This window comes from Actinomadura miaoliensis, assembly GCF_039536785.1.
Classification (GTDB): domain Bacteria; phylum Actinomycetota; class Actinomycetes; order Streptosporangiales; family Streptosporangiaceae; genus Spirillospora; species Spirillospora miaoliensis.
The window spans coordinates 25,016-50,982 of record NZ_BAAAZG010000006.1; the positions used below are offsets into that span (position 1 = coordinate 25,016).

The following is a 25,967-nucleotide window of genomic DNA, read 5'->3' on the forward strand; positions in this document are numbered from 1 at the left end:
CTTCCGGCTGCCGTCCGGGTCCCGTCGTGAGCCCCCCGCCGGTGTGACGGGACCTACCTTCGCGCCTGTTCCCCTGGGGGCGGTGGCGGGTTATGTTGAGCGCGCTCGACGACGAGCCCGGGAGGTCGTCGCTCCGGGCGGCCTCGCGCCGCCCGACACACGACTCCTGGGAGAAGCGCCGTGATGAACAAGCTCCTCGTCGCCAACCGGGGCGAGATCGCCGTACGGGCCTTCCGCGCCGCCTACGAGCTGGGCATCGCCAGTGTCGCGGTGTACGCGCACGAGGACCGTTTCTCACTGCACAGGCAGAAGGCCGACGAGGCGTACGAGATCGGTGAGCACGGGCACCCCGTACGGGCCTACCTCGACGTGGACGGAATCGTCGCCACGGCGTTGCGGGTGGGGGCGGACGCGGTCTACCCGGGCTACGGGTTCCTGGCCGAGAGCCCCGAGCTGGCCGAAGCGTGCGAGCGCAACGGGCTGACGTTCGTGGGCCCGCCCGCGCGGGTGCTGCGCCTGGCGGGCAACAAGATCGAGGCGGTCGAGGCGGCCCGGCGGGCGGGGCTGCCGGTGCTGCGGTCGGTCACCCCCGCGCCGGGGGATGAGCTGGCCGCGGCGGACGAGGTCGGGTTCCCCCTGTTCGTCAAGGCGGCGGCGGGCGGCGGTGGACGCGGGCTGCGCCGCGTCGACAGGCGCGAGGAGCTCCAGGCGGCCGTCGAGACGGCCCGCAGGGAGGCGCAGAGCGCGTTCGGCGACCCCACGGTGTTCCTGGAGCAGGCCGTCGACCGGCCGCGCCATATCGAGGTGCAGGTGCTCGCCGACACGGCGGGGCACACCGTGCACCTGCGTGAGCGCGACTGCTCGGTGCAGCGCCGCCACCAGAAGGTCGTGGAGATCGCCCCCGCCCCCAGCCTGGACGCGGCGGTCGTGCGGCGGCTCTGCCAGGACGCCGTGGCGTTCGCCGAGGAGATCGGATACGTCAACGCCGGGACGGTGGAGTTCCTCGTGGACTCGTCCGGGCGCCACGTGTTCATCGAGATGAACCCGCGTATCCAGGTCGAGCACACGGTCACCGAGGAGGTCACCGGTATCGACCTCGTGCAGAGCCAGTTGCGCATCGCGGGCGGGGAGACCCTGGAGGACCTGGGGATCGCCCAGGAGAACGTCACTGTCTCCGGGTACGCGGTGCAGTGCCGCATCACCACGGAGGACCCCGCCAACGACTTCCGGCCCGACACGGGCAGGATCTCGGCGTACCGTTCGCCGGGCGGTGCGGGCGTGCGCCTGGACACGGGGACGGCGCACGCCGGGGCCGTGGTCACCCCCCACTTCGACTCGCTCCTGGTCAAGCTGACGTGCCGGGGCCGGACCCTGGACGACGCGGTACGGCGCGCGCGCCGGGCCGTGACCGAGTTCCGCATCCGGGGCGTCGCGACGAACATCCCGTTCCTGCGCGCGGTGCTGGACGACGCCGACTTCCGCGCGGGCGGGGTCACGACCTCCTACATCGCCGACCACCCCGAACTGCTGACCGCCCGTTCCAGCGGTGACCGCGCGACGCGCCTCGTGCGCTACCTGGCCGACGTGACCGTCAACAAGCCGCACGGGGACGCGCCCACGGATCTGGACCCGCAGACCAAGCTCCCACCGCTCGACCTGGACGGCCCCGTGCCGGAAGGCTCGCGCGACCTTCTGCTGGCGCTCGGGCCGCGCGCGTTCGCCGAACGGCTGCGCGCCCAGTCGGCCCTGGCCGTCACCGACACCACGTTCCGGGACGCCCACCAGTCCCTGCTGGCCACGCGGGTGCGCACCTACGACCTGGTGGCGGCGGCCCCGTACATGGCGCGCATGACGCCGCAGCTGCTCTCGCTGGAAGCGTGGGGCGGCGCCACCTACGACGTCGCGCTGCGCTTCCTGTCCGAGTCGCCCTGGGACCGCCTGGCCGCGATGCGCGAGGCCGCGCCCAACTTGTGCATCCAGATGCTGCTGCGAGGCGCCAACACCGTGGGCTACACCCCGTACCCCGACTCGGTGGCGCGTGCCTTCGTGGCCGAGGCCGCCCGCACCGGCGTGGACATCTTCCGGGTGTTCGACGCGCTGAACGACGTGGAGCGCATGCGGCCCGCGATCGACGCCGTACTGCAGACGCACGCGCTGGCGGAAGGCACCCTCTGCTACACCGCGGACCTGTCGTCCCCTGCGGAGAAGGTCTACACGCTCGACTACTACCTGCGGCTGGCCGAACAGCTCGTCGAGGCGGGCGTGCACGTGCTGTGCATCAAGGACATGGCGGGCCTGCTGCGGGCCCCCGCCGCGCGGACGCTCGTCAGCGCGCTGCGCCAGAGGTTCGACCTGCCCGTCCACCTGCACACGCACGACACGGCGGGCGGGCAGCTCGCCACCTACCTGGCCGCCGTCGAGGCCGGGGTGGACGCGGTCGACGGCGCCGCGGCGCCCTTGTCGGGCACCACCAGCCAGCCGCCGTTGCAGGCGATCGTCGCGCACACCGACGCCACCGAGCGCGCCACCGGGCTGGACCTGGGCGCGCTCACCGCGATGGAGCCCTACTGGGAGGCGGTGCGCCGCCTGTACGCCCCGTTCGAGATGGGCCTGCCGTCCCCCACGGGACGGGTGTACGAGCACGAGATCCCCGGCGGGCAGCTGTCGAACCTGCGGCAGCAGGCGGTGGCCCTCGGGCTCGGCGACAGGTTCGAGGAGATCGAGCGTCTGTACGCGGCCGCCGACCGCATCCTGGGGCGTCTGGTCAAGGTCACCCCGTCCAGCAAGGTGGTCGGCGACCTGGCGCTGCACCTGGTCGCCGCTGGGGCCGATCCCGACGACTTCGCCGCGCATCCGGAACGGTACGACGTGCCCGACAGCGTCGTCGGCTTCCTGCACGGCGAACTGGGCGATCCTCCCGGGGGCTGGCCCCAGCCGTTCCGCGACAAGGCCCTGAGCGGGCGCCGGTACACCCCCGTACGCGGCGAGCTCACCGAGGAGGAGGACAAGGCGCTGTCGGGTCCCGACGTCCGCGACACGCTCGACCGGCTGCTGTTCCCCGGCCCCGCTCGGGAGTACCGCGAGGCGCGCGCCGCTTACGGCGACCTGTCGGTGGTCCCCACCGGGGCGTTCCTGTACGGCCTCCACCCGGGCCAGGAGGTCGTCATCGACCTGGAGCCGGGGGTGCGCGTGCTGGCCGGCCTGGAGGCCGTGGGCGGGCTCGACGAGGCGGGCTTCCGGCAGGTCATCTGCACCGTCAACGGGCAGTTGCGCACGCTGTCGGTGCGCGACAGGTCCGCGGCGACCGACGCCCCGCCGGTCGAGCGCGCCGACCCCGGCGAGCCCGGGCACGTCGCCGCGCCGTTCGACGGTTCGGTCACGCTGCGCGTGGCCAAGGGGGCGCGGGTCGCCGCAGGGGACGTGGTCGCCACCATCGAGGCGATGAAGATGGAGGCCGCCATCACCGCCGCCGTCGGCGGCACCGTCACGCGGCTGGCCGTGCCCGAGGCGTCCCAGGTTCAGGCGGGCGACCTGCTGCTGGTCATCTCCTGATCGGCCGAAGCGCCTGAGAGGCGCTCAGACGGCCGCCGTCCGCCCCGCCCTTCCCTGCTCTCCCGATGGGCGGCCGGCGGCCGCTGGCGCCGTTCTCAGGCCCCACCGCGGCCGGGTCCGGGCGGAGCCCTGCCGCCAAGTCGGGTGATCACTGTCACAGCGCGATGTGTTCGTCCGGTCTCGGCGCTGTTCGCCGGATCGTGCGCTGGATATGGCCGTCTGTTCGCTTTCTTGGTTCTCTCTGGTCGTGTGGCTGGTCGTATCAGGTTTATGAAGCCGAAGAAGGATGTCGATCTCATACCGGAAACGGATGACATCTGGGGTCACGGCCTAGAAGACTCGTAAGTACACGATCATGGGTGAAGAGAGGGCGGAATGGCGGCGAGGCGGTTCGGGGGGCTGGGGCGACTGGCGGCGGCCGGGGGTGCGGCCATGACACTCGTGATCACGCTCGTGCCGGGACCGGCGCTGGCGAGAACGGCCCCCGCCGTTCCGCGGCCGCCCGCGTCCGGTGCCCAGCGCGCCGTCCTGGATCCGGGCAAGCTGCGCGCGACGCTGGACGCCACGCACGAGGCCGGAATGTACGGTATTTACTCCTCCGTCCGGGACGAGGGGCGTTCCTGGAAGGGCGCGTCCGGAGTGGCGAACGTGCGCACCAGGCGGCCCGTGCGCCCCGACATGGAACACCGTGTGGGCAGCGTCACGAAGACGTTCGTCGCCGCCGCCGTCCTGCGGCAGGTGGAACAGGGGCGCGTCCAGTTGGACGCGCCGATCGGTACCTATTTGCCCGAGGATGTTCCTGGTCAACGCGGCAGGCAAATCACCGTGCGAATGCTGCTGAACCACACCAGCGGCATCGCCGACTACGTCGTCTCGGCGTTCCCGTCGCTCCAGGAACCGTCGTCCAAGAGCCTGGACAGGAAACGGTTCCGCACGCTGACGTCCGGGCGCCTCATCAAATGGGGTCTGGAAGCACCGCCCACCGGCGCCCCCGGGGCTCAGTGGTCGTACTCCAACACCAACTACATCATCCTGGGGCGCCTGCTGGAGAAGGTGACCGGGATGAAGGCGGAGACGTACATCACCCGGGACGTCATCCGCCGTGCGGGGCTCAGGGACACCTATTTCCCCGACAGCCCGGTGATCTACGGTGACCACTCACGGATGTACGAGTCGCTGTACGGAGTCCTCGCGCCGCCACGCGACTACAGCCTCTTCGACATGTCCTGGGCGGGCACGGCCGGGGCGCTGGTGTCGACCATGGACGACCTCAACCGCTTCTACCGGCGCCTGCTCACCGGCGGGATCGTCGGACCGGCGGCGCTGGCGGAGATGCGCCGCACCGTGCCCGTCAAGGACGCCGACGGCAGCGTGCTGATGAACTACGGCCTCGGCCTCTACTCGGTGCAACTGCCGTGCGGCACGTTCTGGGGGCACGACGGCGCGGTGTGGGGCGCCGGGACGCAGGCGCTCACCAGCGAGGGCGGCGGACGGCAGATCTCGCTCGGCTTCAACCTGATGAAGTACCAGCAGTTGAACGGCGAGGGGCGTCCCATGCCCCACCCGATCGACAACGCCATGGGCGCGCACGTGATGGAGGCCCTGTGCGGGGCGCAGACGCCGCCGACCAACGCACGCATGGCCCAGCGCCCCGTGCAGCCGCTGCCGCTCCAGATGCTGGCGCCCCGCCCCTGATTCAGGAGGGCGGCTCGTACGCCTCCGGGTCGTGGGCCAGAACGGACCGTCCCCCGTCGACGGGGACGGTCGCGCCGTTGATGAAGCTGGCCTCGTCCGACAGCAGGTGCACGATCGCGGCTGCGACCTCCTCGGCCTGCGCCACGCGGCCGAGGGGGTGCAGCCGCGCCATCTCCGCCTCGATGTGCGCCGCCCCCTCGGGGCCCTGCTGGTCGAGGAACTCGTCGTAGCGTTCGGTGCGCACCGAGCCCGGCGCCACCGCGTTCACCCGGACGCCGCGCGGACCGTACTCGACGGCGAGCGCGCGCGTCAGACCCTCGATCGCCGCCTTGGCGGTGACGTACGGCGTGCACCCCGGCACCGCCTGCCGGGCCTGGTGCGAGGTGACGTTGACGATGGCGCCGCCCGTCCCGGCGGCCAGGAAGCGCCGTACCGCCGTCGCGCACCCGGCCAGGGGCGCGCCCAGGTTGACGGCGATGAGATCCATGACCTCCTTGGCGGGCGCGGTGTGCAGCGAGGCGTCCCGGAAGACGGCCGCGTTGTTGACCCAGCCGGTGAGCGTGCCCGCCTCCTGGGCGAGGTCGGCGGCGCGTTCCGCGACGGCCTCGTCCCCGGCGTCACCCGTGACCACGCGCACGCGCGTACCGGCGGGATGGCTCCGCGTCCAGGCCAGCGCCGCCGCGTCCAGTTCGACGGCCACCACGTGCCCGCCGTCGGCCAGCAGCCGCTCCACCACCGCCCGGCCGATGCCCCGGCCGCCTCCCGTCACCACAAAGGAATCCGCCATGCGGCCACTTTAGAGAGAGGCGGGGTCGGTGTTGGCGCCGCACAGGACGACGGCGACCCGTTCGTCCGGGGCGGGCCGGTACGCGCCCGTGCGCAACGCGGCGACGGCCGTGGCGGCGGCGTGCTCGACGAGCAACCGGTACCGCTCCCACAACCAGCGCCGCGCCTCAACGATCGCCTCGTCGGACACCAGCACCGACCGCACCCCCGTACGGACCGCGACCTCGAAGGCGATCTCGCCGAGACGGCTGGCGCCGAGCGAGTCCGCCGCGACGCCGGACACGCCCACGTCGACAGGCGCCCCGGCCTCCAGGGCCCGGTGCAGCGTCGGAATGGCCTCGGGCTCCACCCCGACGACGGTCGCGCGGCCCTGGACGGCGGCGGCCACCCCCGCCATCAGCCCGCCCCCGCCGACGGCCAGCACGACGGTGTCGACCTGCCCCGAGGTCTGTTCCAGCAGTTCCAGCCCGAGCGTCCCCTGCCCCGCGCAGATCTCGGGCTGGTCGTAGGCGTGGCAGAACAACGCGCCGGTGTCGGCGGAGCGCTTGGCGGCGGCCTCGAACGCCTCCGCGTACCTGCTGCCGACCTGCACGACCTGCGCCCCGAGCGCGCGCAGCCTGGCCACCTTGACCGCCGGTGCCGTCTCCGGCACGTACACCTCGGCCACCACGCCCACCTCGGCGGCGGCGTAGGCGACGGCGAGCCCCGCGTTGCCCCCCGACGCCGTGACCACGCCCGCCGCGGGCAGCGTCCCGCTCTCGGCCGCCGCCAGCACACGGTTGAACGCGCCGCGGGCCTTGAACGAGCCGGTGTGCTGCGTCTGCTCCAGCTTCAGCCATGTGCGCGCGCCGCCGCCGAGCGGCTCGGCCGCCATCACCGGGGTCCGGCGGACCCGGCCGGAGACGCGCGCGGCGGCGGCCCGTATGTCGGAGGATTCGATCAACTTGGCGACCTCTCACGGAAGACACTGACCCGGGGCCACCACGCTATGTCCTCCCGGGTCTCCCCGAACGCGCGGGCGGCCGAGCGTTGCGGCAGACGGCGCCGTGGGGGGAGGCGCTGGTCGCCCGAGCCTACTGGACGGTTTGTCAACTAACTGCTAACGGCGGCCCCGGGCGTGTGGCGCCAGTCCATTCACTCGCGCCGGGGGCGGGCGGGACAGTCGTCTGCGTCCGCTTTCCAACGCTGCCGGGCCCCGTCTGGTTGGGGGAGGCCCAGGTGGTTCGGCGGCCTACCCCTGGAGTGGCAATGAGAGTTCGAGCCGTTGTGGCCTCCGCCGTGACCGGGGCCGCGCTGACGCTTCCGGCGGTGGGCGTCGCGCAGCAGGCGTCCGCCGCGCCGTGGCTGTGCCTCGCCTCGGAGGCCGACATCTACGCCGCCGCCCCGGCCCGGGTCAACGGCGACCCCGGCGACCTGCTGGCGTGCCGGCAGGTGACGTTGCCCGGCTTCAGCGACATCCGCATGAAGGCGTGGAAGGTGCGCTACGTCTCCACCGACGTCAAGGGCGCCAAGACGGTCGCGACCGGATTCGTGGCGGTGCCGGAGGCCGCGTGGACCAAGGGCGGGTCGCGTCCGGTCGTCACCTTCCACCCGGGCTCCTCGGGCCTCGGCCCGCAGTGCGCGTTCTCCAAGCAGATGGCCGGGGCCTACGTCGACCACTACGAGGGCCCCAACGTCGCCGAGTTCCTCAAGGCCGGGTTCGCGGTCGCCGCCACCGACGGCGCCGGTTACATCGACGGCCAGGTCCACAGGTACATGGTGGGGCACAGCGCGGGGAACGCCCTGCTCGACATCGCGCGCACGTCCCGCCAGATCCCCGGCGGCTCCCTGCGCTCGGACGGCAAGGTCGGCATCGCCGGATACTCCGAGGGCGGCCAGGCCGCGCTGTGGGCCGCCCAGCTGGCCGCCTCCTACGCGCCCGAACTGAAGGTGGCGGGCGCGGCGGCCGGAGGCGTGCCCGGCGATCTGAAGGTGACCGCCCAGCGGCTCAACGGCGGGCTGTTCGCCGGGTTCGCCGCCGACGCGCTGGTCGGGCACAACGCCGCCTATCCGGCCATGCCGTTCGACGAGCTGATGAACGACGAGGGCGCCAAGGCGGTGGAGGACGCCAAGAAGCTGTGCCTGTTCGGGACGCTCGGCCGCTTCCTGGGCGCCCGCGTGGAGAACCTCACCAAGGACAAGCTGACCGTCGACCAGATCTGGCAGCTGCGCGGCCCCGACGGCACCTGGGGCGAGCTGGCCGACCGCAGCAAGCTCGGCGTGGACATCGGCACGCCCGGGTCGGCCGCCACGTACAAGATCGGCTTCCCGGTGTTCCAGTACCGGGGCGTCCTGGAGGAGATCATCCCGACCGAGACCGAGGACGCCACCCGCGCCGCCTACTGCAAGGCGGGCATCAACACCACGTGGAACCAGGGGTACCCGGGTGAGCACCTGACCACCGACTGGCTCGCGGCGGGGGACGTCACCCGCTTCCTGGGAGACCGCTTCGAGGGCAAGCCCGTCGCAGGCAACTGCTGACCGGCTGTGCGGGGCGACCCACGTCGGGGGGTGGGTCGCCCCACGGCGTCTGCCGTGCGGCGTCGCCCGCGTAGCGGCGCCACTGAAAACTGCGCCTTCCTCACTGAAAACTGCAATCGGCCCCAAGTTTGGGCGTCGCTAGAATCCCCGCATGACCGTCGACGGCGGCCGGGAGGGCCTGCGGGAGCGCAAGAAGCGCCGGACCCGCGCGCACATCTCCGCCGTGGCCACCGGGCTGTTCGTGGAGCGCGGTTTCGACCAGGTCACCATCGCCGAGATCGCCGAGGCCGCGGACGTGTCGGTCAACACCGTCTACAACTACTTCCAGGCCAAGGAGGACCTGGCGCTGCCGCCGGACGAGGCCACCCCGCGGCGGTACGCCGACATCGTCGCGGCCCGGAGGCCCGGCGAGCCGGCGGCGCGGGCGGTCCTGCGGCGGCTGCGCGAGGAGGTGCGCCGCCGGGACCGCAGGCTGGGCCTGACCGAAGGGTTCGGGCGCTTCCACGAGATGCTGCTCGCGGCGCCCACGCTGACGGCCCGGCTGGAGAACCTCGCCCGCGAGATGGTCGACGCGCTGGCCGACCTGCTCGCCGCGGAGACCGGCGCGGCCCCGGACGACCCGCTGCCCCGGCTCGTGGCCGCCCAGATCGGCTGGGTTCACGAGCAGGTCCTGATGGACATCGGCAGACGCACCGCCGCAGGAGAATCGCCCGACGCGATAGCCGAGGCGGCACTGCGCCTGCTGGACGTCATCGAATCCCTGCTGGGCGAGCGCGTCCTCACCTACGCCCCCGGCAAGGGGTGACGCTCCCCGGTGACGGGGACGCGTCGCGGGGGCGACATAGTAAGGGGCATGCAGTCCGCGTTTCGTCGTCCCGGGTTCGTATGCGCCGACCACGTGCTGGAAGTGCCGCTCGACCATGCCGACCCCGCCGGGTCCACCATCGAGATCTACGCGCGTGAGGTGGTGGCGCCGGGCAGGGAGGACGACGACCTGCCGTGGCTGCTGTTCCTGCAGGGCGGGCCGGGGCATCAGGCGACGCGGCCGGGGGCGGACCCGGGGGCATGGCTGGCGCGCGCCCTCCAGGAGTACCGGGTGCTCCTGCTCGACCAGCGCGGCACGGGGCGCAGCACCCCCGCCAACCGTCAGACCCTCCCGCAGGACCCCGCCGAGGCCGCGGCGTACCTGCGGCACTTCCGCGCCGACTCCATCGTCCGGGACGCCGAACTGCTGCGTCAGCGGCTGATCGGAGACCGGCCGTGGAGCGTGCTCGGCCAGAGCTACGGAGGCTTCTGCGCCGTCACGTACCTGTCGCTGGCACCGGAGGGACTGCGCGAGGCCTTCATCACCGGGGGCCTGCCGAGCCTCACGGCGGGGGCGGACGAGGTCTACCGCGCCGCCTACCCGCGCGTGCTCGCCGCCAATGAGCGGTACTTCGAGCGCTACCCCGGTGACCAGGACGTCGTGCGCCGCATCGTGGACCATCTGGGCGAGCACGACGTGCGGCTGCCGGACGGGGAGCGGTTGACGGCACGGCGGTTCCAGACCCTCGGGCTCGGACTCGGCTCCTCCGTGCAGTTCGACAACCTGCACTACCTGCTGGAGGAGGCGTTCATCGGACGCGGACAGCTGTCGGACACCTTCCTGCACAAGGTGCACGCGTCCGTGTCGTACGCCCCCCGCCCCATCTACGCGCTGCTGCACGAGGCCATCTACTGCCAGGGCACCGCGTCGCGCTGGTCGGCGCAGAGGGTGCTCGACGAGTTCCCGCAGTTCGCCCTCGACGGCGACGGGCCGGTGCGTTTCGTCGGAGAGATGATCTACCCGTGGTTCTTCGAGGAGGACCCGGCGCTGCGGCCCTTGCGCGAGTGCGCCGACCTGCTCGCCTCCTACGAGGAGTGGCCCGGCCTCTACGACGTGGGCCGGCTGGCCGCGAACACGGTGCCGGCCGCCGCGGCCGTCTACCACGACGACATGTACGTCGACCGCGACCACTCGCTGCAGACCGCCGACGCGATCGCGGGCCTGCGGACATGGGTCACCAACGAGTACGCCCACAACGGCCTGAGCGCCGACGCGCGCGTCTTGGACCGCCTCATCGCCATGGTGCGCGGCCAGGTGTGACGGGGGCGTCCGTCAGCGATGACGGGCCGCGCGGGTGAACTGGTCGTCCAGGCTGCGGGGAAACGGCAGCATGCGGTGCCTGTCACGCCAGGGCGCCAGCTGCCGTACGGCGTTGAACCCCGCCGCCGTGATGACGCGTTCCGCCTGGGCGAACAGCGGCCACGCGGGATAGATGTCGAGATGTCCCACGTCGCCCGGGAGGTGTGCCGGGCGCCTGGGCGACACCAGCGTCAGGCGCGGACGCACGTTCTCCAGCGCCGCCATGTCGCGGGCGTAGCGCAGCAGCTCCTGCACCTCGCCCTCAGGCCCCGCGTGCACCACCAGCCAGCCGCCCGGCGAGGCCGCAGGGCACGCCACCGGAGGTTCGGACAACTCCAGCGGCGCCGTTTCCGCGGAGTGCGCCCTCACATGCGCCAGATGCTCTGCGTCCAGGGGCTCCAGGACGTACGTCCGGTCGAAGCGGGGCGGGTCGGCGGGGAGCAGGGGGCGGTACGCGTCCCAGCGCAGCAGCCGTGCCAGGTGGACGACGCGCGCCGCCCCGCTGACGGCGGCGGCCGTCAACTCTCCGCGCAGCCCGGCCGGGAAGGCGTCGACCACCAGCTCGTCCGGGGCGAGGTCGGCGAGCGTTGCGGCAGTCCAGCGCGCGAGCCCCGTGCGGTCCAGGCCGCCGGGGGCGCGGACCACCTCGTACCCGGCGGTCACGCGCGGGTCGGTCGCGTACGTGGACGCGGTGAGGAGCGTGACGGGTTCGCCGGCGCGCCCAAGGGTGTGCAGGAAGGCCCGCAGGCGCGTCAGGTGGCCGAGGCCGTCGCCGCGCACATACGCGACGATCATGTGGCGACCGCGTCGAACACCGCCAGGTAACCGGCGGTCTCGGCGGCCGGGGTGAAGTCGCGCAGCACCCGTTCCCGGGCCGCCGCGCCGAGCTTGGCCAGCTCCTCGTCACCGGCGCGGGCGGCCCGGTCGATGGCGGCGCGGCAGGCGTGCCGGTCGCCCGCCGGGAACACGAATCCGATCTCGTCGTCGGCCACGTCGGCCAGCCCCCCGGCGTCGGACGCCAGCAGCGGAATGCCGAGCGCCGCCGCCTCCAACGCCACGTTCGGCATGCCGTCGTAGAACGAGGGCAGCGCCACCAGATCGCACGACGCGTACACGGCGGGCAGTTCGTACCGCTCCAGGAACGGCAGGAACGAGTGGTGCACCGTATCGGCGCGCTGGGCGAGCCACGCGGACACCGACTCCTCCACCTCCCCGACCAGCAGAAGGTGGAAGGCGTCGGCGTGCCCGGACGCGGCCAAGGCCTCCAGCAGGAAGCCCACGCCCTTCTTGTTCTTCAGATGCCCGATGACGCCGACGATGCGACGGCCCGGGGCGACGTTGCCGGCCCGCCACCGGAGCCCGCGCTCGCGCTCGGACGGCAGGATCTGCCACGTGTTCGTGTCGACGCTGTTGGGCACCCATGTCACGGGCGTGTCCGGGACGAGCGCCGAAACCATGGGCGCATGCGAACGGGCCACCACGCACACACGGGCGGACGCGCGCAGCGCCTCCAGCAGCGTGGCACGACGCCGTATGGAGAACAGTCCGGTGTCCAGGTCGTTGCCCCGCAGCAGCGTCACCAACGGCGCGCCCAGGAAGGCCGACAGGACGGGAGCGGCGAGCAACGCGTACGCGCCGCCGAACGCCACCACGTGACTGTAGACGCCCGCCGCCAGCCCCTCCGCGGTGAGCGTCGTCCACAGGCGGCGCAGGGCGTGCTCCGGGTCGTCCCCCAGCGGGGCGGTCAGCAGGCGCCCCCCGTGCTCGCGCTCGACCGTCCAGGGGCGGTCGCGCCGCGTCAGATGCGCGACGTCCACCTCCGCCCCGGCGCCCCGCAGCCCGCGCACGATGCGGTCGCAGGACTCGGCCATGCCGCCGCGGCTGGGGGGATAGTGCTCGGTCAGCCACAGAACGCGCGCCATCAGCTGTCCACGAACCCCGTGTCGTCGTCGGAGCCGCCGAAGTCACCGCTGCCCCGCGACCAGTCGTTGCCGGGCTCGAACGCGCCGCGGTCGTAGTCGTCGAACGACGCGTACGAGTACGAGTACCAGGAGTTGTCGTTGTAGGTACGCGAGCTGCGTTGCTGGAACCAGCGGCGGTAGCCGCTCGTCCACGCGGGGTCGTGCGGATCGGTCACCTCCCGCAGGGAGGCGCCGCACTCCGGACACAACCCGTTCTGGCCGACGTGCTCCTGGCACACCGGCCTGCCGCACTGGCCGCACGCCCCGGCGGCTGGGCGACCGCACTGCGACAGCAGGAAGAAGCCGGTGACGACGGCGCAAGGAGTCAACGGTTCCCCCCGGGGGAGACGGCGGCGCGCGGCGGCATCCAGCGGAACGGTTCGGTGACCACGTGCAGCATCTGCTCGGCCAGCACCTCGTCGACGTGCATGGGCGTCAGCTTGGCGCTGGCGCGGATCACCATGCGCCCCTGGTCGCGGACGCGGACGGCGATCCACGGCGGCGGCGGGGTGGCGGGGCGCCGGACGGTCGCGCCCTTGCGCAGGCGCCTGGACACGTCCACGCGGTGCACCATCTTCGTCTTCAGCTTGGTCTTGTGCTTACCGCGCGGGTTCACCTTGTGAACCTTGCGGTAGCGGACCCGGTCGACCACCGACAGTTCCAGCACGCTGCCGTCGCGCAGGTCGGCGCGCAGCCGCAGCCACGGGTCGTGGGACCACCACTCGATGATGGAACGGACCGGGCGGCGCCCGGGGAACTTCTGCCGGGGGCTCAGCTTGCCCGGCGCCTCTGGGCCGCGCAGGTCGAGGGTGACGCCGAGACCGCCGTTGGGCGCCATGTCCGCGCACACCACCCGCAGTAGGGGTACCAGGACGGTCGTGACCCGGGCCGGCGGCGCCCACTTGCGCCTGCGCACGGACTCACCGTGCCGGGCCAGACTCTGGATGAGCGCCTCCCACTCGACGGGACGCATCGTCACCGACAACCCCCGCTGCCAGATCAGCTGCTGGTGCAGCGGGTGGAAGGTGTCGATGGCGGCTCGCTGTTTCCGCCAGAACATCGCCGGGCCACCACCAATGCGCGTCGCGTCTCGTCGGTTATGCCGTGGGGTCTGCCGTGTAGTTCGCGTGTGCCGTGTAGGTCTTGTCTGCCGTGCTCGTCACGGTCAGGGGGCGATCGTACGGTAGACCTCCGCGAGCCGAGCGCGCGAGTGGCTCCAGGTGAGATTTTCGGCTACGTGCGCCCGCGCGCGCCCGCCCATCGCCCGCGCCTGCTCGGGGTACTCCAGCAGGACGCGTATGGCGCGGGCCAGTTCGGCGGGACGGTCCGCCGCGACGAGACGCCCGTGCTCCCCGTCGGACATCAGTTCCCGGACGGCGGGCAGGTCCGACGCCACCACAGGCGTCCCCGCGGCCATCGACTCCAGCACCTTCAACGGGGCGCAGCCCTGGTCGAGGTTGCGGGCGCAGCCGGTCAGCGGCGCGACGGACACCTCCGCGTGGGCCAGCCAGGCCGCCACCTCGTGGTGCGGCAGGACGAACCGCCACCGCACCCGTTCCGCGACCCCGAGCCGCTCGGCCAGCCCGCACAGCCGCCTGGCCCTGCGCTCCGGCATCGACGAGCAGACCACCAGCCGCAGGTCCGTCAGGTCGGCGAGCCTGGCGAACGCGCGCAGCAGCACGTCGACCCCTTGCCACGGCTGCAACGCCCCCACGTACACGATGTAGCGCTCGGGCGCGCCGGCGGGCCGGGACGGCGCCTCGGGGATCACGGCGCCGTTCGGCACGAGATGGATCCTGTCGTCGGGCACGCCATGCCGCGCCACCGCTCCCGCGATCACCCGCGACGGGACGACGACCGCGTCCGACCGCCGCAGGCAGAACCGCTCCACCTCGGCGATCTTGGCGAGCGTGGCGGGCGCGGCCCACGGCCAGGTGTGGCTCATCTCGATGGACGGCAGCCCGTTCACCTCGAGCACCACCCGGTGGCGGCGGCCCGGCACGGTGACGACCGGCAGCGCGCCCCACGGGTCGCGGACGTGGCATATCTCCAGTGCGTCCAGATGCGGGGCGATCAGTTCGGCGACCCATGCGGAGAACGCCTCGGCCCGGTCCAGGAGGTTGGGGATCCGCGCGTCGAACCGCACGATCTCCCGGCCGTCCTCGCGCTGGTAGCGGGGCAGGTCGCCGCCGCCGAGCACGCCCAGCAGCCCGCCGCCGCGACGGGCGAACAGCTCGTCGGCCATGTGCCCGATGTGCACCGCCGACCCCTTGCTCGACGGGAACCGGTCGAACGCGAAGTAGGCCGCCCGATGCCGGTAGCGCGTCTGCGTCGTCACCCCATCACCTCCGCGCGTGCACTGTATCCGGCCCCGTCCGATCAGTATCGGTATCAGTTTCCAGATCAATTCGAGGGCGATATCGGTATTGGACATCAAATGATCGCCTCTGCTCTGCTGGGGCCGTCCACGTCCACCGCTCCCCAGAGCCCCGGTACAGCGAAAGCAGGTACCACCAGATGTCGTTCGAGCAGTCCGCCCTGTCCCGCCGTGCGGTGCTGGTGGCCGCGGCCCTCCTGCCGCTGGCGGCAGGCAAGGCCGAGGCGTCGGCCGCCACGCTCGACAGCGCGCAGGACCACTACGACCGCGCGGCCAGGCTGGCCGGTGACGATCCGGTCCTACGGCAGATCGTCAAGGCGCTCAGCCCGGGCGCCGTGCCGCCGTCCGTGCCGGCCCCCGAACCACTGCGGATCTTCGACGACGTGGCGGTGGTGAGCACCGGCTTCGTGTCGGCGACGGCGCTCGTCACGTCGCAGGGCGTCATCCTCATCGACGCGCTCGGCTCGCCGGAGGAGGCCGAGCAGATCATCGTGCCGCAGCTGCGTTCGGTGGGGGTGGACCCGTCGAAGATCCGGTACGTGGTGGCCGCCCACGGGCACTACGACCACTTCGGCGGCGCTCAGTTTTTCGCCGACCGGTACGGCGCCCGGGTCATGATGCACCCGGCCGACTGGGACCTTCTCGCCGCCGACGCCCCGGCCAACGCCCCCGCCCGGGACCTGGAGATCGTCGACGGGCAGCGGCTCACCCTCGGCGACACGACCGTCTCGTTCCATCACACGCCCGGGCACACGAAGGGCACCGTATCGGCGATCTTCCCCGTGCGGTGGAAGGGACGGCGGCACACCGCGATGCTGTGGGGCGGGACCAACCCGCCCGCCGCGACCCCCGACAAGCGGGTCCTGCTGTCCTCCGTGCTCGGCTTCGCCGCCCGGATGCGCCACGCGGGCGTGGACGTCGAACTGAACAACCACGGAGCCAGCGACTACGGCCTGGCGCGCATGGAGGAACTGCGCAGCGGCTCCACCGGTTCCCGCAACCCGTTCGTCCTCGGCCAGGCCAGGGCGCAGCGCTTCATGCGGGTCATGGAGCACATGGTGCGCGGCCGTATCGCCACCGACGAAGAGGCCGGCGCCGCCGCCTCACCCCTGCGCTCACCCCGCACCTGCTGCTGACGTCCGGTACGGACACCACCGCCCGAGCACCCGGCCTCCCGCGTTGCCGAAGGCCGGGTGCCGGCGTTTGCGGCCAGCGGGTGCGAGGGGGGTGAGGCAACGCTGGGATGCGCGGTGGTGACTGCCGGAAGCGGGGTCTGCCGGGGGAGCGGTGCGCGGGTTAGATTGCGCACACGGGCGAGCAGGCCAGGAGTCGACATGACCGAACGGCTGACGGATGACGGGGTCTGGGGCGACCCTCTGGGGGAGGAGTACGACCCGCTCGGCGTGCACCTGGACGATCCCCATGCCTTCTACGAGCGCGCGCGGAAGGCCGAGCCGATCTTCTTCTCGCCCGCGTTGAACGCCTGGGTGGTGACGCGGCTGTCCGAGGTGCGCAGGGTACTGCGGGACGGCGCGACGTTCTCCTCCGCCAACACCCTGCGGCCGTTCGCACCGCTCTCCCCGCGCGTCCTCGCCGAGCTGGCCGCGAGCCCGTACCCGCCGTGCGCCACGTTCATCGAGATGGACGGCGAGCCGCACCGCAGGCTGCGCTCGATGGTCGCCGCGCCGTTCGCGCCGGAACGGGTCGCCGAGGCCGAGCCGTACATCGCCGAGCGCGCCGCCGCGCTGGCCGGTGAGCTGGCGGCCGAGTGCGCGGCGCACGGCCGCGCCGACTTCATGGAGCGGTTCGCCGGCCGGCTTCCGGTGGACGTCATCTGCCGCCTGGTCGGCATCCCCGCGGAGGAGAGCGAGCAGGTCGGCGCGGACGGCCTGCGCGCCGCGTCGCTGACGATGGCGCACCGGTTCGCGGCGGAGGACGAGCAGGTCGAGGCAGCCCGCGCCCAGGAGCGGCTCCGGCGGCTCATCGCCCGGCACGTGCGGGCCCGCCTGGCCGAGCCGCGCGACGACCTGATCGGAGCGGTGACCGCCGCGTGCGCGCGGGGCGAGGACGGCCTCACCCCCGACCGGGAGGCCGCGGCCGTCGACCTGATCTTCGGGGTGGTGCTGCCCGGACACATCACCACGTCGGCGATGCTCGGCAACGGCCTGCTGCGGCTGCTGACGCACCGGGACCAGTGGCGGCTGCTGTGCGAGCGCCGCGACCTGCTGCCGAACGCGGTGGAGGAGATCGCCCGCTACGACACCCCCACCCACGTCTTCCTGCGCGTGACGACGCGGGACGCGATCGTGGCGGGCCGCTACCTGCCCGCGGGCACCGAGATCGCGGTGTGGCTGGCGGCGGCCAACCGCGACGAGGAGGCGTTCCCCGGCGGCGAGGAGTTCGACGTCTCCCGGTCCGCCCCCGCGGGGCACGTGACGTTCGGGTACGGGGCCCACTACTGCCTGGGCGCGCCGCTGGCCCGGCTCCAGACCGAGGTCGCCCTGCGCGTGCTCACCGAGCGGCTGCCGGAGCTGCGCCTGGTGCCCGGCCAGCGGATCGCCTACCGGCCCACCCTGGACCACCGCGGCCCGCTGGCGCTGCAGGTGACGCGCGCGGGCCGGTGAGGCCGCTGCCCACGCGGGCCGGTGAGGCCGCCGCCCACCGGCCCGCACGGGGTCACTCGGCGGCGGCCGCCGGGCGGTAGTCCAGGACGACGGTGCCCGACGTCCCGATGACGGTGGTGCTGGCCAGCGTCCACTTGCTGAGCGGGGCGCCGTCGCGGAACATCTTCTGGCCGCTGCCCACCACGACCGGGTGGACCCACAGCTTCAGCTCGTCCAGCAGGCCGAACTCGATGAGGGAGTCGATCAGGTTCACGCTGCCGTAGACGAGGATGTCCTTCTCGTGGCGTTCCTTGACGGCGGCGATCTCCTCCTTGACGTTCTCCCGGATGACGGTCGAGTTGTTCCACTCGGCCTTCTCCAGGGTGGTGGAGACGACGTACTTCGGCAGGGTGTTCATGCGGACGCCGAACTCCCCGGTCTGCTCCTCCATGTCCGGCCACGAGGCGGCGAAGCCGTCGTAGGTGACGCGGCCGAGCAGCAGCGCGTCGCTGTTGAACAGCTGCCCGTGGGCGAACTTGGCGTGCTCGGGGGCGAAGTACTCGAAGGTCCACTTGTCCGGGCGCTCCACGACGCCGTCCAGCGACACGTAGTTCAGCGCGACGATCTTGCCCATGGTGTTCTCCTCAGATGGTGTTCAGGCGGGGTAGGGGTGCTCGGCGCGGGCGCCGCGCAACGCGCGGGCCCACCAGACGAGCTGGTCGAGGGTCACGGTGACGGCGGTGTTGCATTCGGCGGTGGCCTTCGGCCAGCGCCCGTCGGCGGTGAAGTGCTCCCAGTAGCGGGGCAGGCTCACCCCGTCGCGGATCGTCACCGCGTGCAGTTCGGCGAAGACCTGCCGCAGCTGCGCGGCGGCGTGCAGGCCGCCGGAGTCCCGGCCGTAGGTGACCAGGGCGACGGGCTTGGCCCGCCACTCCTCGTAGTACCAGTCGATGGCCTCCTTGAGCGGTGCCGGGAAGCTCATGTTGTACTCGGGGGTGACCACGGCGAAGGCGTCGGCGGCGGCGAGCCGGGACGCCAGCGCCCGCACCGGGGGCGGCGTGGGCTCGTCGTGGTCGGTGAGCTGGTGCGGCAGCCGCGCCTCGGCCAGGTCGACCATGTCGACGTCCAGGTCGCCGCGGCGGCGGGCCCGCTCGGCGAACCAGCCGGCCACGGTGGGGCCGAAACGGCCGCGGCGGGTGCTGGCGATGATGACCGCCATCCGCAGCCGGCCGGTGCCCGACATCTCCGCCTCCTCGGTGTCTCCTCGGCGCCTTCGGTCTCCTCGGCGCCGACAGGACAACAGTGCCGGGAGGCGTTTACGGAATTCTTACGGCCTGTTTTCGGGTGGTCTGGGCCGCTATCGTGCGCTCATGCGTTTCGGGGTGCTGGGGCCCCTGGCGGTGTGGACCGACGAGGGTTCGCCGGTCGCGGTGCCCGGGGTGAAGGTCCGCGCGCTTCTGGCCGACCTGCTGGTGCACGAGGGACGCCCGGTGCCCGCCGACCGTCTGATCGACGACCTGTGGGGCGAGCGGCCGCCGGGCAATCCGGCGGCCGCGCTGGCGGTGAAGGTGTCCCAGCTGCGGCGGGTGCTGGAGGACGCGCAGCCCGGCGGCCGCGGGCTGGTGGCGACCCGTCCCGCCGGTTACGCCGTGGACGTGGGCGCGGACGGGCTGGACGCGGTGCGGTTCCAGGACCTGATCGACCGGGCGCGGCGGACCGGCGACCCCGCGGCCCGGGCGGAGCTGCTGCGGGACGCGCTGGCGCTGTGGCGCGGCCCCGCGCTGGCCGACTTCGCCGACGAGCCGTTCGCGCAGCCGACGGTCGTCCGGCTGGAGGAGCTGCGGCTGGCCGCGCAGGAGGATCACGCCGAGGCGCGGCTGGCGCTGGGCGACGACGCCGGGCTGGCCGCCGAGCTGGGGGACCTGGTGGCCGTCCACCCGCTGCGGGAGCGGCTGCGCGCCCTCCACATGCGGGCCCTGTACCGGGCCGGGCGGCAGCACGAGGCGCTGGAGAGCTTCGAGTCGCTGCGCACCCGGCTGGCCGAGGAGCTGGGGCTCGACCCGGGGGCCGAGCTGGTCGCGCTGCAACGGTCGATCCTGACCCAGGACCCCTCCCTCGGCGGCCCGCCCCGGGGCAACCTGCCCGCCGCGGCGTCGGAGCTGATCGGGCGGGACGCGGCCGTCGCGGAGATCGGGGACCGGCTGCGCGGCGACCGGCTGGTCACGCTGACCGGGCCCGGCGGGGTCGGCAAGACGCGGCTGGCGCTGGCCGTGGCGAGCGGGGCGGCCGAAGCGTTCCCCGACGGCGCGTGGCTGGTGGAGCTGGCCGCGTTCGACCCGGGCCGGGCCGCGTCGGACCCGGCGCAGTCCGCCGGCGCCGCCCTCGACCCGCTCACCGACGTGGTGACGGCGGCGCTGGACATCCGCGACTCGCCGGGGCCGGGCACGCCCGTCGAACGTCTCGCCTGCGCGCTGCGGGCCCGGCGGATGCTGCTCGTCCTGGACAACTGCGAGCACGTCGTGGAGGAGGCCGCGGAACTGGCCGACCGGCTGCTGCGCGCCGTCCCCGGGCTGCGGATCCTGGCGACGAGCCGCGAACCGCTCGCCGTGGCCGGTGAGGTCGTGTGGAGCGTTCCCCCGCTGGGCGTGCCCGCCCGGGACGCCGACCCCGCCGAGGTGGCGCGGTGCGACGCGGTACGGCTGTTCGCCGCCCGGGCGTCGGCCGCGGCGCGCGGGTTCCGGCTGGACGAGGGGAACGCGGCGGCGGTCGGCGTGCTGTGCCGCCGGCTGGACGGCATCCCGCTGGCGCTGGAACTGGCGGCCACCCGGGTGCGGGCCCTCGGCGTGCACGGGCTGGTGGCGCGCCTGGACGACCGGTTCCGGCTGCTGGCCACCGGCCACCGCGGCGCCCCGCCCCGCCAGCAGACGCTCATGGCGATGATCGACTGGAGCTGGGACCTGCTCGCCGAGCCGGAGCGGGCGGTGCTGCGCCGCCTGTCCGTGCACGCCGACGGCTGCTCGCCGGAGGCGGCCGAGGCGGTGTGCGCGGGGGCGGACGTGCCCGCCGCCGACGTGCTCGACCTGCTGATCCGGCTGGTGGACCGGTCCCTGGTCGTCATGACCGAACGCGGCGGCGACGGCCCCCGCTACCGCCTGCTGGAGTCGGTGGCGGCCTACTGCGCCGACCGGCTGGCCGAGGCCGGCGAGCACGAGGCGGTCCGCCGCGCGCACCGGCGCCACTACGTCGAGCTGGCCGAACGCGCCGCGCCGGGGCTGCGCGGCGACGACCAGGCGCGGTGGCTGCGGCTGCTGGACGCCGAGACCGCCAACCTGCGCGCCGCGTTCGACGGCGCGGTGGCCGACCGCGACGCCGACGCCGCGCTGCGGCTGGTGAACGCGCTGGCCTGGTACTGGATGCTGCGCGGACGGCTCACCGAGGCCCGCCGCTGCCTGGACGCGGCACTGGCGCTGGACGAGCGCGTCAGCGTGCCGTACGCGCGGGCGACGGCGTGGAGCGTCGGGCTCGCGCAGCTGCAGGGCGCCGCCAAGGACGCCGACCGGCGGGCGGCGCTGCGGCTGTTCGACCAGGTGGACGATCCGGGCGGCCTGGCGCACGCGCGGTGGTTCCTGGCGTTCACCGGCAGCGAGGAGGCCGACCGCTCCTTCGACGACGCGCTGCTCGACCGCGCCCAGGAGGGTTTCGCCGCCACCGGGGACCGCTGGGGGGAGGGCGCCGTCCTGATCGTCCGGGCCAAGCAGGCGCACTCGCGCGGCGAACCGGCCCGGCTGGAGGGGCTGGCCGGACGGGCGGCACGGATCTTCGGTGAACTGGGTGATCGCTGGGGGCAGTTGCAGGCGGCCGAGTGGCTGGGCGGCCTGGCGGACCTCACCGGCGACTACGACCGCGCGGACCGGCTGCTGCGCGACAGCCTGCGGCTGGCCGAGGAACTGCACCTGTGGCCCGATGTCGTCGGGCGCCTGGGCTGGCTCGGGTGGATCGCCGTGATGCGCGACGACCTCGTCCAGGCGCGGCGATACGGTGAACGCTCCCTGGACATGGCGGTGGAGCACGGCTTCGCGGCCTTCACGCTCGGTTCGCTGGTGCTGGGATACACCGCCTACCGGGAGGGGGCGCTGGACGAGGCCGAAACGCACCTGCGCGCGCTGCTCAACGCCGAGCACGTGGAAACGCCTCTGTACCTGCCCATAGTGCTCATCGGCCTCGGCCGTGTGGCGGAACGGCGGGGTGACGCCGAAACCGCCATGACCCACCACCGTGACGCCCTCGGCTATGCGGTTCGTTACCAGGGGCCCAGGGACACGGTCTTCTCCTTGGAAGGCATGGCCGCCGCGCTGGTCCTCGCAGGCGACCACCTGGAAGCGGCCCGCTGCCTGGGCGCCGCCGCGGAAATCCGCCGCAGGAAGGGGATGCGCCCAGGCCCGGCCGAACGCGCCGACATCGAAGGCGTCGCCGCGGCCCTGCGGCGGGCCCTCACGGAGGAGGCGTTCATGGCCGAACACGACCGCGCCGCCCGCGACGCGGACGAGTTCGTCCGCTCGGTCCTGGCGGCCGAACGCTCAGCCGTCCTTGTGGACGACCTCGCGTAGGCGTTCGGCGACCTGCTCGGGGGCCACGTCGTTGATCCACGCGGCCATGCCCGACTCCGACCCGGCGAGGAACTTCAGCCGGCCCGGCGCGCGGCGGATCGAGAACAGTTGCAGGTGCAGGCGGTAGGTGTCGTGGGCCCCGCGGGGGGCCTGGTGCCATCCGGCCACGTACGGCAGGGGCGCGTCGTCGTCGTAGTACGCGTCGCACGCCCGCAGCAACGCCGGGTACAGCTCGGCCAGCTCGGCGCGTTCGTCCTCGTCCAGCCCGGGGAAGCCGGCCACGTGGCGCCGCGGGTACAGGTGCAGCTGCACGGGCCAGCGGGCGGCGGCGGGGACGAACGCCGTCCAGTGCTCGCCGTCCACCACGATCCGGGTGCCCGCGCGCCGCTCGGCCGCCAGCACCTCGCCGAACAGGTCCCGGCCCGCGGCCCGCTCCAGGGACGCCAGCACCTGCCGCGAACGCGGCGGGACGAACGGGTAGGCGTAGATCTGCCCGTGCGGGTGGTGCAGCGTCACCCCGATCTCCTCGCCCCGGTTCTCGAAGCAGAAGACCTGCTGGACGCCCGGCAGCGCGGACAGCTCGGCGGTGCGGTCGGCCCACGCCTCGATCACCGTGCGGATCCGGCGCGGCGGCAGCGACCCCAGGGACGCGGTGTGGTCGCTGGAGAAGCACACCACCTCGCAGCGCCCGTCGCCGGGGCGGCGGGCGAACAGCGGCTCGCCGTCCACGGGGGACGGCCGTGTCTCGGGCGAGGCGGCCTCCGGCGAGGCGGCGAACGAGGGGAACCGGTTCTCGAAGACGACCACGTCGTAGTCGTCGGCCGGGATCTCCGACCTGCGCCCGTCCCGGCTCGGGCACAGCGGGCAGGCGGCCGCGTCCGGCAGGAACGTGCGGGTGTTGCGGTGCGTGGTGACGGTCACCCACTCGTCGTGCAGCACGTCGTGCCGCAGCTCCACCGACGGGCGCGACGGCGGCAGCGGGCGGGTGTCGGGCGGGCGCGGCGCGGCGGCCGGCCCCTCGTCGAAGTAGATCAGCTCACGGCCGTCGGCCAGCCGGGTGACGGTACGGCTCACCCCGCCCGCTGTGGTGTCGGTCATCGCCCCAGGCTCTCCCGTGGTGGTCGTCGGCGCCCGCGTGTCGGCTCCCTCGGATCGACGATCTCGACCGTACCGGCCTTTCACCCGGACCCGGGCACCCTCCTCGGGTGTCTCACGCCCACCGGGGTACGCCGTCGACCACGCGCACGCCGGCGCGGGGGACAGTGACGTCGTCGTAGGGCGTCTCCGCCGAGGGCGGCAGCGGATTCGGGGAGCCGGCGCCGAGCCCCTGGTGCACGGGGCAGCCGCAGCCCGGGTCGAGCGGCGCCGGGCACGCGCGCACCAGTTCCCTGATGGCGTCCATGTCGACACGCCACCACCAGTACTTGTCGTAGTCGGCGTGGTCGCCGATGTCCCAGCAGTCGTGGGAGAAGTGTTCGACCACGCCGCCGCCGCACTCGGAGCACTCGCTGACGCGGGTGTAGTCGTAGATGATGTCGTGCCCGGCCGAACCATGGGGGACGCCGCGTTCGGCCAGCGACAGCACGACCGTCAGCCTGGGCCGGTCGCAGTCGCAGCGGGTGGGAGCCATACCCGTCAGAACTTCCGGGCGCCGATGGCGCGCATCATGCCGGGCCACGTACGGTGCATCTCGCGCTGCCAGTACGGCCAGCTGTGCGACCCGGGCCCGTAGAAGTTGGTCGAGACGGAGACGCCGACCGAGCGGGCCCGCCGCGCGAAGTCCTTGGAGGCGCGCTCGACCTGGGTCTCGCTAAGGTAGCCGATGTCCCACGGCGCCTTGCCGGGCTTGTCGAGCGGCCCCTCCTGCCCGTTGCCGGACGACACGTACACCGATGTGCCGCGCAGCCGTGCCGCCAGGGAGGTCGGGTCGTGCGCGGCCCAGTTGGAACGGTTGCGCACCGGGTCGCCCCAGATCCGCTCCGGTGAGCCGTTGCCGTTGCCGGAGTTGATGTAGAGCAGCAGCGCGGGGATGCCCGGCGACAGCATCGACAGCACACCGCTGTAGGCGGCCGCGTACCGGAACATGCCCGGGTAACGCGCGGCGTAGGTGACCGCGCCCTGCGCCCCCGAGGAGATGCCCATGACGGCGCGCGACGCGCCCGCGTGGAAGTTGCGCTCCATCAGCTGCCGCACTTCCAGCATGTGGAAGGTCTCCCACTTGGGGATGCCGCCGCGGCCGTAGTTGTACCAGTCGGTGTAGGAGCCGTTGCGCCCCTCGGGCATCACCACCATGACGTCGTAGGCGGCGGCGTACTGCTCGATGTCGGTGCTGCGGGTCCAGGAGACGTAGGTGTCGTTGCCGCCGTGGAAGGCGTACACGACCGGCCAGGAGCGGGTGGAGGAGGACTTCCACGTCCTGGGCACCAGCACGCGCACCTTGTGCGAGGTGCCGAGCGCGGGGGACTGGACGGTGACGTCCGCCTGCCGCTTGCCCCGCCACTTCACATTGGTGATCTTCGCGCCGTCGTCGGCCGTGCGGCGGGAGCCGCCTCCCGAGCCCGTACCGCCGCCACCGCCGCCCCGGGACGAACCCGGCGACGGCGTCGAGGACAGCGTGGGGAACGGCAGCACGCGCCCCGCGGCCGGGCGCTCGGGGGGACCGCCGCCGGTCCGGCTCGCGCTGGGGGTCGGCGACGAGGCCGGCCCCGGCAGCCCGGTGCCCGCGTCCGCGACGGGGGTGGGCCCGGTGAAGCCGCGCGCCCCGGCCTTCTCGTCGCCGCCCCACGGGCCCAGCACGAGGATCGTCGGTACCACGGCGACCGCGGTGAGGCTCCCGATGGCGATCAGCCGGTCCGTTCGCTTGCGCACGGCACCCTCCCATCGTGTCGCCCGAATATTACTGATCAGTTCAGATGTTGACGAGGATTTCTCGGACGATCGTCAGGGATCTGTTATCGGGGATTCCTGTGACTGCGTGTTCCCGCGACGTTGCCGGTGAACATCTGCGCAGGCGGTTATGCGTGCGGAAGGCGATGACCGGCGGTTCGGCAGGGGCTTCAGCCCTGGCGGCCGAAGGCGGCCAGCAGGCGGGTCTGCCGGTCGGCGCCCGGCCGGGTCGGCAGGTGCGGGCCGATCAGCCCGCCGGACCGGTAGGCCTCCTCGTTGCCGGCGAACCACGCGGCGACGACGTCCACCAGCTCCGGATCCAGCCGCTCGTCCCCGCCGGTCGCGTGCGCCACGTCCCAGGAGTGGATGACCATGTCGGCCACCAGCTCGCCGGCGTACTCGGCGCCCGGGACGTCCCCGAACGACAGGTGGACGGTGCGGTCGGCGGCGCTCGGGGCGGCGAACGCGTCGACGGCCTTGTGCGCGGCGGCGTCCCAGGCCGCGACGGGATCGGCGCCGAGCACGTCGCCGGCCAGGACGTCGCCCAGGTCCGCGACGGCCAGCCCCGCCAGCAGCGGCGGCACCCACAGATTCTCGACGGTGACGTGGTTGACCAGCTCGCGGACGTCCCAGTCGGCGCACGGCGTGGGCCGGTGCCACTGGTCGTCGCCTACGCCGTGCACGCGGGCGGTCATGTCGTCCACGGCGTGACGGAAGTGGTCGGTGATGGCGGTCATGGCGGACCTCCCCCGATGGTCCCGCTGTGTGCCCCTCCGTCCAGCATGGCACGCGCGCACGAGGACGCCACCGGAGCGG

At 73.2% G+C, this 25,967-nt stretch carries 21 protein-coding genes; 8 read left to right on the forward strand and 13 right to left on the reverse strand.

Translation table 11 applies throughout. The features are described from left to right. The first annotated feature begins 180 nt into the window (after positions 1-180). Together ABD811_RS07685 and ABD811_RS07690 are read left to right on the forward strand one after the other, a co-directional pair. Entirely contained in the window at positions 181-3,552 is a 3,372-nt protein-coding gene (locus ABD811_RS07685) for a pyruvate carboxylase (protein WP_344942987.1), read from the forward strand. A 432-nt stretch (positions 3,553-3,984) separates the two neighbouring features. Then, entirely contained in the window at positions 3,985-5,247 is a 1,263-nt protein-coding gene (locus ABD811_RS07690; RefSeq protein WP_344942990.1) for a serine hydrolase domain-containing protein, read from the forward strand. 1 nt (position 5,248) lies between these two features. On the opposite strand, the gene ABD811_RS07695 is transcribed toward ABD811_RS07690, so the two are convergent. Both ABD811_RS07695 and ABD811_RS07700 read right to left on the reverse strand, forming a co-directional pair. Continuing rightward, complete coding sequence (locus ABD811_RS07695; RefSeq protein ID WP_344942994.1) at positions 5,249-6,034, reverse strand: SDR family NAD(P)-dependent oxidoreductase; 786 nt, start codon at positions 6,032-6,034, stop codon at positions 5,249-5,251. 9 nt (positions 6,035-6,043) lie between these two features. After that, entirely contained in the window at positions 6,044-6,976 is a 933-nt protein-coding gene (locus ABD811_RS07700; RefSeq protein WP_344942998.1) for a threonine/serine dehydratase, read from the reverse strand. 305 nt (positions 6,977-7,281) lie between these two features. On the opposite strand from ABD811_RS07700, the gene ABD811_RS07705 reads away from it, so the two are divergent. The 3 genes from ABD811_RS07705 (at position 7,282) to ABD811_RS07715 (ending at position 10,678) form a co-directional block, all read left to right on the forward strand. Further along, positions 7,282-8,553, forward strand: coding sequence for a lipase family protein (locus ABD811_RS07705; RefSeq protein ID WP_344943001.1), 1,272 nt, complete (start codon positions 7,282-7,284; stop codon positions 8,551-8,553). Positions 8,554-8,704: 151 nt separating this feature from the next. Continuing rightward, positions 8,705-9,358, forward strand: a complete 654-nt coding sequence (locus tag ABD811_RS07710) for a TetR/AcrR family transcriptional regulator (protein WP_344943003.1) — start codon at positions 8,705-8,707, stop codon at positions 9,356-9,358. 48 nt (positions 9,359-9,406) lie between these two features. After that, positions 9,407-10,678 carry an alpha/beta fold hydrolase gene (locus tag ABD811_RS07715; protein ID WP_344943006.1) on the forward strand — a complete coding sequence of 424 codons (1,272 nt, stop codon included), beginning with the start codon at positions 9,407-9,409 and terminating at the stop codon, positions 10,676-10,678. Positions 10,679-10,690: 12 nt separating this feature from the next. Here ABD811_RS07715 and ABD811_RS07720 read toward each other — a convergent pair whose 3' ends face one another. The 5 genes from ABD811_RS07720 to ABD811_RS07740 form a co-directional block, all read right to left on the reverse strand. Then, positions 10,691-11,512, reverse strand: a complete 822-nt coding sequence (locus tag ABD811_RS07720; protein WP_344943009.1) for a hypothetical protein — start codon at positions 11,510-11,512, stop codon at positions 10,691-10,693. Then, on the reverse strand, positions 11,509-12,639 hold the full coding sequence (locus tag ABD811_RS07725; protein ID WP_344943012.1) for a glycosyltransferase family 4 protein: 1,131 nt from the start codon (positions 12,637-12,639) through the stop codon (positions 11,509-11,511). The genes ABD811_RS07720 and ABD811_RS07725 overlap by 4 nt, the downstream gene beginning before the upstream one ends. Next, positions 12,639-13,007: a hypothetical protein gene (locus ABD811_RS07730; protein ID WP_344943014.1), complete on the reverse strand. Its 369-nt coding sequence runs from the start codon at positions 13,005-13,007 to the stop codon at positions 12,639-12,641. Before ABD811_RS07730 ends, ABD811_RS07725 begins: the two co-directional genes overlap by 1 nt. Then, positions 13,004-13,738, reverse strand: a complete 735-nt coding sequence (locus ABD811_RS07735; RefSeq protein ID WP_344943016.1) for a hypothetical protein — start codon at positions 13,736-13,738, stop codon at positions 13,004-13,006. The genes ABD811_RS07730 and ABD811_RS07735 overlap by 4 nt, the downstream gene beginning before the upstream one ends. Positions 13,739-13,843: 105 nt before the next feature. After that, on the reverse strand, positions 13,844-15,016 hold the full coding sequence (locus ABD811_RS07740; RefSeq protein WP_344943019.1) for a glycosyltransferase family 4 protein: 1,173 nt from the start codon (positions 15,014-15,016) through the stop codon (positions 13,844-13,846). A 179-nt stretch (positions 15,017-15,195) separates the two neighbouring features. Here ABD811_RS07740 and ABD811_RS07745 point away from each other — a divergent pair, with 179 nt between their 5' ends. Together ABD811_RS07745 and ABD811_RS07750 are read left to right on the forward strand one after the other, a co-directional pair. Then, positions 15,196-16,191, forward strand: coding sequence for an MBL fold metallo-hydrolase (locus tag ABD811_RS07745; protein WP_344943022.1), 996 nt, complete (start codon positions 15,196-15,198; stop codon positions 16,189-16,191). A 198-nt stretch (positions 16,192-16,389) separates the two neighbouring features. Further along, positions 16,390-17,679, forward strand: coding sequence for a cytochrome P450 (locus ABD811_RS07750; protein WP_344943025.1), 1,290 nt, complete (start codon positions 16,390-16,392; stop codon positions 17,677-17,679). A gap of 52 nt (positions 17,680-17,731) precedes the next feature. Here ABD811_RS07750 and ABD811_RS07755 read toward each other — a convergent pair whose 3' ends face one another. Next, a complete protein-coding gene (locus ABD811_RS07755) occupies positions 17,732-18,292 on the reverse strand; it encodes a dihydrofolate reductase family protein (RefSeq protein ID WP_344943028.1) in 561 nt (186 codons plus the stop codon). 21 nt (positions 18,293-18,313) lie between these two features. After that, positions 18,314-18,901, reverse strand: a complete 588-nt coding sequence (locus ABD811_RS07760) for an NADPH-dependent FMN reductase (protein ID WP_344943030.1) — start codon at positions 18,899-18,901, stop codon at positions 18,314-18,316. Positions 18,902-19,028: 127 nt separating this feature from the next. Between ABD811_RS07760 and ABD811_RS07765 the strand changes: the two genes are divergently transcribed. Next, positions 19,029-22,265 carry an AfsR/SARP family transcriptional regulator gene (locus tag ABD811_RS07765; RefSeq protein WP_344943032.1) on the forward strand — a complete coding sequence of 1,079 codons (3,237 nt, stop codon included), beginning with the start codon at positions 19,029-19,031 and terminating at the stop codon, positions 22,263-22,265. Here ABD811_RS07765 and galT read toward each other — a convergent pair. From galT to ABD811_RS07785, 4 genes are all read right to left on the reverse strand, one after another. Beyond that, positions 22,236-23,339 carry a galactose-1-phosphate uridylyltransferase gene (galT, locus tag ABD811_RS07770; protein ID WP_344943534.1) on the reverse strand — a complete coding sequence of 368 codons (1,104 nt, stop codon included), beginning with the start codon at positions 23,337-23,339 and terminating at the stop codon, positions 22,236-22,238. The two genes, ABD811_RS07765 and galT, sit on opposite strands and share 30 nt — an antisense overlap. A gap of 136 nt (positions 23,340-23,475) precedes the next feature. Continuing rightward, on the reverse strand, positions 23,476-23,895 hold the full coding sequence (locus ABD811_RS07775; RefSeq protein WP_344943034.1) for a hypothetical protein: 420 nt from the start codon (positions 23,893-23,895) through the stop codon (positions 23,476-23,478). A 5-nt stretch (positions 23,896-23,900) separates the two neighbouring features. Next, positions 23,901-25,133 carry an alpha/beta hydrolase gene (locus ABD811_RS07780; protein ID WP_344943037.1) on the reverse strand — a complete coding sequence of 411 codons (1,233 nt, stop codon included), beginning with the start codon at positions 25,131-25,133 and terminating at the stop codon, positions 23,901-23,903. A 188-nt stretch (positions 25,134-25,321) separates the two neighbouring features. Further along, positions 25,322-25,888 carry a TIGR03086 family metal-binding protein gene (locus tag ABD811_RS07785; protein WP_344943039.1) on the reverse strand — a complete coding sequence of 189 codons (567 nt, stop codon included), beginning with the start codon at positions 25,886-25,888 and terminating at the stop codon, positions 25,322-25,324. Positions 25,889-25,967 lie beyond the last annotated feature (79 nt).

What these genes read in the sequence shown, in the direction of transcription:
- ABD811_RS07765 (WP_344943032.1), top strand. Translation starts at nt 19,029, where the DNA reads ATGCGTTTCGGGGTGCTGGGGCCCCTGGCGGTGTGGACCGACGAGGGT.
- ABD811_RS07750 (WP_344943025.1), top strand. Translation starts at nt 16,390, where the DNA reads ATGACCGAACGGCTGACGGATGACGGGGTCTGGGGCGACCCTCTGGGG.
- ABD811_RS07715 (WP_344943006.1), top strand. Translation starts at nt 9,407, where the DNA reads ATGCAGTCCGCGTTTCGTCGTCCCGGGTTCGTATGCGCCGACCACGTG.
- ABD811_RS07760 (WP_344943030.1), bottom strand. Translation starts at nt 18,901, where the DNA reads ATGTCGGGCACCGGCCGGCTGCGGATGGCGGTCATCATCGCCAGCACC.
- ABD811_RS07710 (WP_344943003.1), top strand. Translation starts at nt 8,705, where the DNA reads ATGACCGTCGACGGCGGCCGGGAGGGCCTGCGGGAGCGCAAGAAGCGC.
- ABD811_RS07735 (WP_344943016.1), bottom strand. Translation starts at nt 13,738, where the DNA reads ATGTTCTGGCGGAAACAGCGAGCCGCCATCGACACCTTCCACCCGCTG.
- ABD811_RS07785 (WP_344943039.1), bottom strand. Translation starts at nt 25,888, where the DNA reads ATGACCGCCATCACCGACCACTTCCGTCACGCCGTGGACGACATGACC.
- ABD811_RS07725 (WP_344943012.1), bottom strand. Translation starts at nt 12,639, where the DNA reads ATGGCGCGCGTTCTGTGGCTGACCGAGCACTATCCCCCCAGCCGCGGC.
- ABD811_RS07705 (WP_344943001.1), top strand. Translation starts at nt 7,282, where the DNA reads ATGAGAGTTCGAGCCGTTGTGGCCTCCGCCGTGACCGGGGCCGCGCTG.
- ABD811_RS07755 (WP_344943028.1), bottom strand. Translation starts at nt 18,292, where the DNA reads ATGGGCAAGATCGTCGCGCTGAACTACGTGTCGCTGGACGGCGTCGTG.
- ABD811_RS07695 (WP_344942994.1), bottom strand. Translation starts at nt 6,034, where the DNA reads ATGGCGGATTCCTTTGTGGTGACGGGAGGCGGCCGGGGCATCGGCCGG.
- ABD811_RS07775 (WP_344943034.1), bottom strand. Translation starts at nt 23,895, where the DNA reads ATGGCTCCCACCCGCTGCGACTGCGACCGGCCCAGGCTGACGGTCGTG.
- ABD811_RS07720 (WP_344943009.1), bottom strand. Translation starts at nt 11,512, where the DNA reads ATGATCGTCGCGTATGTGCGCGGCGACGGCCTCGGCCACCTGACGCGC.
- ABD811_RS07745 (WP_344943022.1), top strand. Translation starts at nt 15,196, where the DNA reads ATGTCGTTCGAGCAGTCCGCCCTGTCCCGCCGTGCGGTGCTGGTGGCC.
- ABD811_RS07690 (WP_344942990.1), top strand. Translation starts at nt 3,985, where the DNA reads ATGACACTCGTGATCACGCTCGTGCCGGGACCGGCGCTGGCGAGAACG.